The 10,118-nt window shown below is 75.6% G+C and carries 9 protein-coding genes and 1 riboswitch; of the genes, 5 read left to right on the top strand and 4 right to left on the bottom strand.

The window, feature by feature from the left end:
* Positions 1 to 35 precede the first annotated feature (35 nt).
* Together guaA and thiE are read right to left on the bottom strand one after the other, a co-directional pair.
* On the bottom strand, positions 36 to 1,616 hold the full coding sequence (guaA, locus tag ACFT55_RS15925; protein WP_380244814.1) for a glutamine-hydrolyzing GMP synthase: 1,581 nt from the start codon (positions 1,614 to 1,616) through the stop codon (positions 36 to 38).
* A gap of 56 nt (positions 1,617 to 1,672) precedes the next feature.
* The gene (thiE, locus tag ACFT55_RS15920) at positions 1,673 to 2,347 is read right to left on the bottom strand and encodes a thiamine phosphate synthase (RefSeq protein WP_380244816.1); all 675 of its coding nucleotides are present in this window, start codon (positions 2,345 to 2,347) and stop codon (positions 1,673 to 1,675) included.
* Positions 2,348 to 2,369: 22 nt separating this feature from the next.
* Positions 2,370 to 2,472, top strand: a riboswitch (TPP riboswitch).
* Here thiE and thiO point away from each other — a divergent pair.
* The 3 genes from thiO (at position 2,464) to ACFT55_RS15905 (ending at position 4,796) form a co-directional block, all read left to right on the top strand.
* The gene (gene thiO, locus ACFT55_RS15915; RefSeq protein WP_380244813.1) at positions 2,464 to 3,726 is read left to right on the top strand and encodes a glycine oxidase ThiO; all 1,263 of its coding nucleotides are present in this window, start codon (positions 2,464 to 2,466) and stop codon (positions 3,724 to 3,726) included. Its footprint overlaps the riboswitch before it by 9 nt.
* Complete coding sequence (thiS, locus tag ACFT55_RS15910) at positions 3,723 to 3,956, top strand: sulfur carrier protein ThiS (RefSeq protein WP_380244812.1); 234 nt, start codon at positions 3,723 to 3,725, stop codon at positions 3,954 to 3,956. The genes thiO and thiS overlap by 4 nt, the downstream gene beginning before the upstream one ends.
* A gap of 9 nt (positions 3,957 to 3,965) precedes the next feature.
* Complete coding sequence (locus ACFT55_RS15905) at positions 3,966 to 4,796, top strand: thiazole synthase (RefSeq protein WP_380244811.1); 831 nt, start codon at positions 3,966 to 3,968, stop codon at positions 4,794 to 4,796.
* A gap of 42 nt (positions 4,797 to 4,838) precedes the next feature.
* Here ACFT55_RS15905 and ACFT55_RS15900 read toward each other — a convergent pair whose 3' ends face one another.
* Both ACFT55_RS15900 and ACFT55_RS15895 read right to left on the bottom strand, forming a co-directional pair.
* A complete protein-coding gene (locus ACFT55_RS15900) occupies positions 4,839 to 6,050 on the bottom strand; it encodes a ThiF family adenylyltransferase (RefSeq protein ID WP_380244810.1) in 1,212 nt (403 codons plus the stop codon).
* On the bottom strand, positions 6,047 to 6,436 hold the full coding sequence (locus tag ACFT55_RS15895) for a DUF3817 domain-containing protein (protein ID WP_380244809.1): 390 nt from the start codon (positions 6,434 to 6,436) through the stop codon (positions 6,047 to 6,049). The genes ACFT55_RS15900 and ACFT55_RS15895 overlap by 4 nt, the downstream gene beginning before the upstream one ends.
* Before the next feature lie 88 nt (positions 6,437 to 6,524).
* Here ACFT55_RS15895 and ACFT55_RS15890 point away from each other — a divergent pair, with 88 nt between their 5' ends.
* Positions 6,525 to 8,318 (top strand): ABC transporter ATP-binding protein, encoded by a 1,794-nt coding sequence (locus ACFT55_RS15890; RefSeq protein WP_380244815.1) that lies wholly within the window; start codon positions 6,525 to 6,527, stop codon positions 8,316 to 8,318.
* Positions 8,315 to 10,084, top strand: a complete 1,770-nt coding sequence (locus ACFT55_RS15885; RefSeq protein WP_380244808.1) for an ABC transporter ATP-binding protein — start codon at positions 8,315 to 8,317, stop codon at positions 10,082 to 10,084. Before ACFT55_RS15890 ends, ACFT55_RS15885 begins: the two co-directional genes overlap by 4 nt.
* Positions 10,085 to 10,118 lie beyond the last annotated feature (34 nt).

The following is a 10,118-nucleotide window of genomic DNA, read 5'->3' as shown; positions in this document are numbered from 1 at the left end:
CCCGCTCCCCTGTCGGGAAGCGGGGCCGCGGGACGTCACTCCCACTCGATGGTGCCCGGCGGCTTGCTCGTCACGTCGAGCACGACGCGGTTGACCTCGGGGACCTCGTTGGTGATGCGGGTGGAGATGACGGACAGCACGTCGTAGGGCAGGCGCGTCCAGTCGGCCGTCATGGCGTCCTCGGAGGACACCGGGCGCAGCACGATCGGGTGACCGTAGGTGCGGCCGTCGCCCTGCACGCCGACGGACCGGACGTCGGCCAGCAGCACCACGGGGCACTGCCAGATCTCGCCGTCCAGGCCGGCCTTGGTGAGCTCCTCGCGGGCGATGGCGTCCGCCCGGCGCAGCGTGTCCAGGCGCTCGGCCGTGACCTCGCCGACGATGCGGATGCCCAGGCCCGGGCCCGGGAACGGCTGGCGGGAGACGATCTCCTCCGGCACGCCGAGCTCGCGGCCCACCGCGCGGACCTCGTCCTTGAACAGCGTGCGCAGCGGCTCGACGAGCTCGAACTGCAGGTCGTCCGGCAGGCCGCCCACGTTGTGGTGGCTCTTGATGTTCGCCGCGCCCTCGCCGCCGCCCGACTCCACGACGTCCGGGTACAGCGTGCCCTGGACGAGGAACTTGACCTGCTCGCCGTGCGCCCCCGCCTCCGCGACGATGTCGCGCTGCGCGTCCTCGAAGACGCGGATGAACTCGCGGCCGATGATCTTGCGCTTCGTCTCAGGGTCGCGCACGCCGTCGAGGGCGGACAGGAACCGCTCCTTCTCGTCGCGGATGACGAGGTTCACGCCGGTCGAGGCGACGAAGTCGTTCTCGATCTGCTCCACCTCGCCCTCGCGCATGAGGCCGTGGTCCACGTGCACGCAGGTGAGCTGGTCGCCCACGGCACGCTGCACGAGCGCGGCCGCGACGGCGGAGTCCACGCCGCCGGAGAGGGCGCAGATCACGCGGGCGTCGCCGATCTGCGCGCGGATCGCGGCCACCTGGTCGGCGATGACGTTGCCCGGCGTCCAGTCGGCCTTCAGCCCGGCGCCCTCGTACAGGAAGCGCTCCAGGACGGCCTGCCCGTGGGCCGAGTGCTTGACCTCGGGGTGCCACTGCACGCCGTACAGGCGCCGGTCCGTGTCCTCGAACGCTGCGACGGGCGAGCCGGAGGACGTCGCGAGCACGTCGAAGCCCTCGGGCGCGGCGTGCACGGAGTCGCCGTGGCTCATCCAGGCGGTCTGGTGGTCCGGCGTGCCGGCGAGCAGGACGCCCGCGTCGCTCACCTCGACCTCGGTGCCGCCGTACTCGCGCTGCCCCGTCTGGGCGACCTCGCCGCCGAGGGCCTGCGCCATCGCCTGGAAGCCGTAGCAGATGCCCAGCACCGGGACGCCGGCCTCGAACAGGGCCGGGTCGACGAACGGCGCGCCCGTGGCGTACACCGACGACGGGCCGCCCGAGAGGATGATCGCGGCCGGGTCCTTGGCGAGCATCTGCTCGACCGTGGCCGTGTGGGGCACGATCTCGGAGTAGACGCTCGCCTCGCGCACGCGGCGCGCGATGAGCTGGGCGTACTGGGCGCCGAAGTCGACGACCAGGACCGGGCGGAGGGAGTCGGTGGCGGGAGACGTCACCGGGTCATCCTATCCGCGCCCCGCGGACCCCCGGCCCGCTGCCTGCGTCGGGTAGGTCACCCCGCGCCCAGCCGCTCGCGCAGCTCGCGCGCCGCGCGCTCCGGGTCCGGCGCCTGCGTGATCGCCCGCACGACGACGACGCGAGTCGCCCCGGCGTCCAGCACGGCGCCCAGCCGCTCGCCGTCCACCCCGCCGATCGCGAACCACGGCGTGGTGGGCCGGGTCGCGGCGACCTCGCGCAGCAGGTCGAGCCCCACCGCCGCGCGACCGGGCTTGGTGGGCGTCGCCCAGAGCGGGCCGACGCAAAAGTAGTCGACGTCCGGGTCCGCCTCCGCGGCGGCCGCCTGGGCGGCCGAGTGCGTCGAACGACCCAGCGCGGGCCCCGGCCCCAGCAGCGAGCGGAGCGCGGGGACCGGCAGGTCCCGCTGACCCGTGTGCACCACGGGCGCCCCGGTCAGGCCGGCCACGTCCGCCCGGTCGTTGACCGCCCACAGCGCGCCGTGCTCCGCGGCGACGCGGGCCACGACCTCCTGCAGCTCGAGCTCACGGACCACGTCGAGCGACCTGTCCCGCAGCTGCACCACGTCCACCCCGCCCGCGAGCGCCGCGTGGAGGAAGTCCTCGAGGTCGCCGCGGTCCTCCCGGGCGTCGGTGCACAGGTACAGGCGGGCGGCGGCGAGGCGGGCACGCGTCGTGCCCGGGGCGGCGCTGGTCGTGGTCACGCCGGTCAGGGTAACCACGGCCCGCGCTACAGTGGCCGCGCACGGGAGCCCCGGACGGGGCTGAGAGGGCGTAGGAGCCGACCGTCGAACCTGATCTGGGTCATGCCAGCGAAGGGAGCACACCCATGCCCACCTCTGCACGTCCGCCCGCCCGCGACGTCGTCGTCGTCGGCGGCGGCATCGTCGGGCTCGCCGTCGCGTGGCGCGCCGCCGCAGCCGGGCTCACCGTCACCGTCCTCGACCCCGCCCCCGGCGACGGCGCGAGCCGCGCCGCCGCGGGGATGCTCGCCGCCGTCAACGAGGCGGACTTCGGCGAGCGGGACCTCGCCCGCCTCAACCTCGCGGCGGCGGCACGCTGGCCCTCCTTCGCCGCCGGCCTCGCCGCGGCGAGCGGCCGCGACGTCCCCCTCCTGCGGGCCGGCTCGCTCGCCGTCGCGTACGACGCCGACGACCTCGCCCTCCTGCGTCGCGCCCTGGCCCTGCACCGCGCCTGGGGGCTGGCGTCCGAGGAGATCTCCGCCGCCGACGCGCGCCGCCGCGAGCCGTACCTCGGCCCGCGGCTCGCGGGGGCTGCGGTCGTCGAGGGCGACCTCGCCGTCGACCCGCGCGGGGCGCACGCGGCGCTCGTTGCTGCGCTCGATGTTGCGCGCGGTGCCCCGCTCGGTGCCCCGCTCGACGGCGCAGCGGGCGGCACGGTGGTCCGGCAGGGCGCCGTCCGGCTCGAACGCTCCCCCACCGGCCGCGTCGTCGCGGTGCACGACGACGCCGGCACACGGCACGCCGCGGGCGCGGTCGTGCTCGCCACGGGCGCGACGGCCACCGGCGCGCTGCTCGACGGGCTGCCGCAGGTGCGGCTGCCCGTCCGGCCCGTCAAAGGGATCACCCTGCGGCTGGACGCCGGGCCCGGCCTGGCGCTCGAGCACGTCGTGCGCGGGACCGTGCAGGGCCGGCCGGTGTACGTCGTCCCGCGTGCCGCGGGGACCGGCGCAGGAGCGGGCAGCGGACCGAACCACCGCGAGATCGTCGTCGGCGCCACCACCGAGGAGCGCCCCGACGACCGGCGCGCCGAGGCCGGCGGGGTGTTCGCCCTCCTGCGCGACGCGCGCGCCCTCGTGCCCGGGATCGACGAGGCGGCCCTCGTCGAGGTCACGCCGCGCGCCCGCCCGGTCACCCCCGACAACCTGCCGCTGGTGGGCCCGACCGCGGCGCCCGGCCTGCTGGCCGCCGTCGGGCACGGGCGCAACGGCGTGCTGCTCGCGCCGCTGACCGCGGACGCCGTCCTCGCCGCGCTCACCGACCTCACCGACCCCACTGACCCGGGACCGGCCGCCGCCGCGCTCGCGGCCACCGACCCCCTCCGCTTCGCGACCCGAGGAGCCCCCGCATGAGCACCCCCACCGCCGTCGTGAACGGCGCGGCCTACCCCCTGCCCGGGGCGGACGGCGACGGTCTGGAGGGCGTCGTCGCCGCGCTCGTCCCTGCGTTCGTGGCCGACGGCGTCGCGCAGGGGATCGCCGTCGCCGTCAACGACGCCGTCGTGCCCCGCGGCCTGTGGGCCGCCACCCGCATCGCGCCCGGCGACCGGGTCGAGATCGTCACCGCCGTCCAGGGCGGCTGAGGAGGAACCATGACCAGCACGCACCCCACGCCCGCCACGAGCCTCGTGCACGACCCGCTGGTGGTCGCCGGCACGGAGGTCGGTTCCCGCCTGGTCATGGGCACGGGCGGGGCCGCCAACCTCCTCACGCTCGAGGACGCGCTGGTCGCGTCGGGCACCGGCCTCACCACGGTCGCCATGCGCCGCGTCGCCGTCCGGCCGGGCGGCGCCGGCCAGGAGGACGGCGGCATCTGGGGCCTCCTGGGACGGCTCGGCATCCGCGCCCTGCCCAACACGGCGGGCTGCTTCTCCGTCCAGGAGGCGGTGCTGACCGCGCAGCTCGCGCGCGAGGCGTGCGGCACAGCCTGGGTCAAGCTCGAGGTGATCGCCGACGACGTCACCCTCCTGCCCGACCCGATCGGCCTGGTCGAGGCGGCGGACCGGCTGGTGCGCGACGGGTTCGTCGTGCTGCCCTACACGAACGACGACCCGATCCTCGCCCGACGCCTGGAGGACGTGGGCTGCGCGGCCGTCATGCCCCTCGGTGCGCCCATCGGGACCGGGCTGGGGGTGCTCAACCCGCGCAACATCGAGGCGATCGCCGCCGCCGCGCACGTCCCCGTCATCCTCGACGCGGGGGTCGGCACGGCGTCGGACGCCGCGCTCGCCATGGAGCTCGGCTGCGACGGCGTGCTGCTCGCCACCGCCGTCACGCGCGCCGCCGACCCGGTCCGGATGGCGCATGCGATGCGCCTCGCCGTCCAGGCCGGGCGGCTCGCCGCCGGTGCGGGGCGCATCCCTCGCCGCGAAGGAGCCCTGGCCAGCTCCTCTCCCGACGGTCGGCTCGACCTGGCCCTCTGACCGCGATGCCGCGCCCGGACCTTTCGCGGCGCGGCGCGCGCCCTATCGCGCCGCGGCGAGGAGGAGCGCGGGGGCGCCGCCCTCCACGGACCGGGCGTCGACGCCGACGGCCCGGGCGACGTCGGCCACGCGTGCCGAGCGCGCACCCGCCGCGCACACCAGCAGGACAGGACGGTCGGTCGGCAGCTCCGCGCGCACCGCGGCCGCGCCGTCGGGCCCGAGGAACCTGCCGCTCGGCACGAGGCGCGACCCCGCGACGGGCAGTGCCTGGGCCTCCCAGTCCTCGCGCACGTCGACGAGGGTCACGGGCTCGCCGCCCGCGAGCAGCGCGGCGGCGTCGCGCGCGGTGACGCTGGCCGGTCCCAGGACGGCCGTGCCTCCGGCCGGGCGCGCCGCCGACGCGGGCAGGCCGCAGAACGCGGCGTACGCGTCGTCGTCGGCGAGCAGCGCGGCGACGGGCGCACGCGTCGGGTCCGGGCGGACGGCGAGCTGGCGCCAGGTGAGGTCCAGGGCGTCGTAGACCGCGATGCGGCCGAGGAGGGTGGTGCCGGCGCCGGTGATCAGCTTGACCGCCTCGGTGGCCATGACCGAGCCGACCGTGCCGCACAGCGCGCCCAGGACGCCCCCCGTGGCGCAGTCGGGCACGGTGCCGGGCGGAGGCGGGACGGGGAAGACGTCGCGGTAGGTCGCTCCGCGCTCGCGCGTGCCGTCGGCGAGGCGCGGTGCGCCCCAGAAGACGCTCACCTGGCCGTCGAACTGGTGGATGGCGCCCCACACGACGGGCACGCCCAGGATCTCCGCGGCGTCGGACACGAGGTAGCGCGTCGGGAAGTTGTCCGCACCGTCGAGCACGAGGTCGTAGCCGCGCAGGATCCCGAGCACGTTCTCCGGGGTCAGCCGCTCGGCGTGGGCGACGACGTCGACGTCCGGGGCGAGGTCCGCGAGGCGGTCCCGGACGGACTCGACCTTGGGCCGGCCCACGTCGGCGGTGCCGTGCACCACCTGGCGCTGCAGGTTGGAGAGGTCCACGACGTCGTCGTCCACGACGCCGACCGTGCCCACCCCGGCGGCCGCGAGGTACTGCAGGGCCGGGCTGCCCAGCCCCCCGGCGCCCACGACCAGCACGCGCGCCGCCGCGAGCCGCCGCTGCCCCTCCGCGCCGACCCCCGGGAGCGGCAGGTGCCGGGCGTACCGGGCGAGCCGCGCGGCGTCGAGCGCCGGGCCGGGCGCGACCAGCGGGGCGAGCGACGTCATGCCGAGTACCGCTCCGCGAGCGCCGCCAGCTTCGCGTCGGCGTCGCCGTGCACGCGCTTCTCGAGGATGAACGACATCACCGGCACGACGCCGGCGAAGACCATCGCCGCGAGCCGGCCGAAGCCCCAGCGCATCTTGGACCAGAGGTCGAGGACCGTGACGAGGTACACCACGTAGATCCAGCCGTGCGCGAACGGGACCCAGCCCAGGTAGTCGACGACGACGCCGACCTCGATCACGTACTTGAAGAAGAGCTCGACGCACAGCACCAGCAGCATCGCACCGGTGAGGATCGCCATGAAGCGGTAGCGCGACAGGGCCCCGCGGGCCTTGCGGATGGCGGTCTCGGCCTGGCTGGCGGTGGGGGTCTGCTGCGGCGTGCTCACCCCAGCATCGTAGGCGGGGTCGGGGGCGCGGCGGACCGCGGACCCTGTTAAATCCGTCGCCCGGTGTCGGACGGCGTCCGTAGGGTTGATCCTCGTGCGCCCCCTCCCTCTTCCCGACGTCGGCAACCCTCCCCTGTCGTCCCCCGCCCGGCTCCTGGCCTGGCAGGGCTGGCGGCAGCGCGACGTGCTGTCGAAGTCCCTGGTGGCGGGCGTCGTGGCCATGCTGGCGTCGGCCGCGGCCCCGCTGCTGATCGGCCGTGCCATCGACGAGGGCCTGTCGCAGGGCTTCGGCGCACCCCTGTTCCTGTGGTGCGGCGCGATGCTCGGCGCCGCCCTGGTGATCGTCGTCGCCGGCATCTTCAACCACGTCTGGGACGTCGAGAACTGGGTGCGGGCGTCCCTGTCGTTCTCGCAGCTCGTCGGGTACAAGGCCTCGCGCGCCGGGCATGCGATCACGCGCAAGCTCCCCACCGGCGAGGTCGTGTCCGCCGTCGCGAACGACGCCCTGCGCGTCGGCGACATGTTCTCCATGGCGGGCCGCTTCACCGGCGGGGTCATCGCGTACGTCGTGGTCGTGGCGATCATGCTGTCCCAGCACGTGCAGCTCGGGCTCGTCCTGGCGCTCGGCATCCCCGCGGTCGCCCTCGTGCTCGGCCTCCTGGTCAAGCCGCTGCAGTCGCGCCAGACGACGCAGCGCGAGGCGACCGGTCGGCTCACGTCGCTCGGCGCGGACACCGTCTCGGGCCTGCGCATCCTGCGCGGCATCGGCGGCGAGGACGAGTTCGCCGCCCGCTACGCGCGCCAGTCGCAGGAGGTGCGCCAGCAGGGCGTGCGCGTCGCGGTGCTGCAGTCGGTGCTGGACGGCCTCCAGGTGCTGCTGCCCGGCCTGCTGGCCGCCCTCGTGCTGTGGCTCGGTGCGCGCGCCGCCGTGCGGGGCGAGATCACCAGCGGCCAGCTCGTCACCTTCTACGGCTACGCCGCGTTCCTCGCCTGGCCGGTGCAGATGGCCACCCAGATGCTGCAGATGGTCATCCGCGCCGTGATCTCGTCGCGCAAGATCCTCGACGTGCTGCGTGTCACCGAGGCGACGCCGTCCGCCGGGACGCCCGCCGACGCGCCGCCCGCGGGCGCCGAGCTGGTCGACGAGGCCAGCGGCCTGGTGCTGCGTGACGGTCGCGTGGTCGGGCTGGTCAGCGCGGACCCGGACGCCTCGGCACGCGTCGCCACGCGGCTCGGGCGGCTCGACGACGAGGCCGAGGCGGGCACGCCCGTGCGGCTCGGCGGGGTGCTGCTGGCCGAGCTCGACAAGGAGGCCCTGCGCCACCGCGTCGTGGTCTCCGAGGCGACACCGCACCTGTTCTCCGGCGTCCTGGGCGAGGCGCTCGACGCGCGCGGGCGCGCCACCGAGGCCGACCTGCTGGCCGCCATGGTCACCGCCGACGCGCACGACGTGCTCGACAGCGTGCCCGGCGGCCTCACCGGCGAGCTGCCCGAGAAGGGCCGGTCCCTGTCGGGCGGGCAGCGGCAGCGCGTCGCGCTGGCGCGCGCCCTGCTCACGGAGCCGGAGATCCTCGTGCTCGTGGAGCCCACCAGCGCGGTGGACGCCCACACCGAGGCGCGGATCGCCGAGCGCGTCAGCGAGGTCCGACGCGGCCGCACCACGCTCGTGGTCACCGCGAGCCCGCTGGTGCTCGACCACGTCGACGAGGTCGTGCTGCTCGACGGCGACGCCACGGTGGCCGCCTCCGGCACGCACGCCGAGCTGCTCGCCCGCCGCGACGCCCACGGCGCCGCGTACCGAGCCGTCGTGGGCCGGAGCATGGCCGAGGACGCCGAGGACGCGACGACCGACGAGATCGACCTGGAAGGAGCCGCGCGATGAGCGCCCCCACCGCCGCACCCGCGGCCAACCCCCACCTGCTCCCGATCGCCGACCGCGCCGAGGTGAACCGCACGGTGGGCCGTCTGTTCCGGCGCCACCGCACCCAGCTCAGCGGTGTCGCGGTGCTGCACACCCTCGCCGCGCTCGCCGGTCTGGCAGGTCCGTTCCTGCTGGGCCGGATCATCGACGAGGTCGCCGGCGGCACCACGATCGCCGCCGTCGACTCGCTCGCGCTGGTGCTCGTGGGCGCCGTGGTGGCCCAGGCCGTCATCACGCGGTACGCGCAGCGGCTGTCCATGGTTTTCGGCGAGCGGGTCTTCGCGGACCTGCGCGAGGAGTTCATGGACGCCGTCACCCGGCTGCCGCTGTCCACCGTGGAGAAGGCCGGCACCGGCGACCTCGTCGCGCGCACCACGAACGACGTCAACAAGCTGCAGCACGCGGTGCGGTTCGGCGTGCCGCGCGTGCTGGTCTGCATCGTGACGATCGTGCTGACCCTCGTCGCGTCGTTCCTCGCGAGCCCGCTGGTGGCGATCGGCCTGCTCACCGGCGTCCCGCTGATCGTCGTGGCCACCCGCTGGTACCTGAAGCGCGCCACGCCGGGCTACCTGCGCGAGTCGGCCGCGTACGCCACCATCAACGGCTCCATCACGGAGGCGGTCGAGGGTGCCCGTACCACCGACGCGCTGCACCTGGGCGGGCGCGTGCGCCGCCGGATCGACCGCGACCTGCGCGAGGCGTTCGACGCCGAGTCGTACACGCTGGGTCTGCGGCTGCGGCTCATCCCGTCGCTCGACGCCGCGGTCGCGATCGCGCCGATCGTCGTCGTCCTGTGGGGTGGGTGGCTCGTCTCGCAGGACGTCACCACGGTGGGCACCGTCGCGACGATCGCGATGTACGGGCACCAGATGGGCGGCCCGGTCTTCGACCTCGTGTTCTGGCTCGACGAGCTGCAGGTCGCAGCGGTCGCGCTGGCCCGCGTCGTCGGTGTCGGCCTCGTCGGCGCGGACCGCACCGCCGGCACGGCCGTCCCGACGTCGGAGGACGTGCGCGCCCGCGCCGTGCGCTACGCGTACCGCGAGGGGCACGACGTGCTGCACGGCATCGACCTCGACCTGGCCCCGGGCGAACGGCTGGCCGTCGTCGGCCCGTCCGGCGCGGGCAAGTCCACCCTGGGTCGCATGCTCGCGGGCATCCACCCGCCCACCGGAGGGTCGGTCACCGTGGGTGACGTGCCGCTCGTCGAGCTGCCCCTGGAGGACCTGCGCCACCACGTCGCCCTGGTGACGCAGGAGCACCACGTGTTCGTCGGGTCGCTGGCCGAGAACCTGCGGCTCGCTGACACGACGGCCACCGACGACGCCCTGTGGGGCGCGCTCGGGGCGGTCGACGCCTCCGGCTGGGCTGCCGCGCTGCCCGACGGGCTCGAGACGGCCGTCGGGTCGGGTGGGCACACGCTCACGCCTGCCCAGGCGCAGCAGATCGCGCTCGCGCGGCTGGTGCTCCTCGACCCGCACACGCTCGTCCTCGACGAGGCGACGTCGCTGCTGGACCCGCGCGCCGCCCGCCACCTCGAGCGGTCGCTCAACGCCGTGCTCACGGGCCGCACGGTGGTCGCCATCGCGCACCGCCTGCACACCGCGCACGACGCCGACCGGGTCGCCGTCGTGGACGGCGGCCGCATCACCGAGATCGGCCCGCACGACGACCTCGTAGCCGCCGGCGGGGACTACGCCAGGCTCTGGCACAGCTGGCAGCACGAGTAACCCTGCCCTCCGCATCGTGCGTGCTGAATTGATC

Origin of the sequence: Isoptericola sp. NPDC057191, from assembly GCF_042670225.1 — a bacterium.
In the GTDB taxonomy this organism is placed as follows: Bacteria; Actinomycetota; Actinomycetes; order Actinomycetales; family Cellulomonadaceae; genus Isoptericola.
Note: the sequence above shows the minus strand (reverse complement) of the source record. Positions and strands in the feature narration are given on the sequence as shown.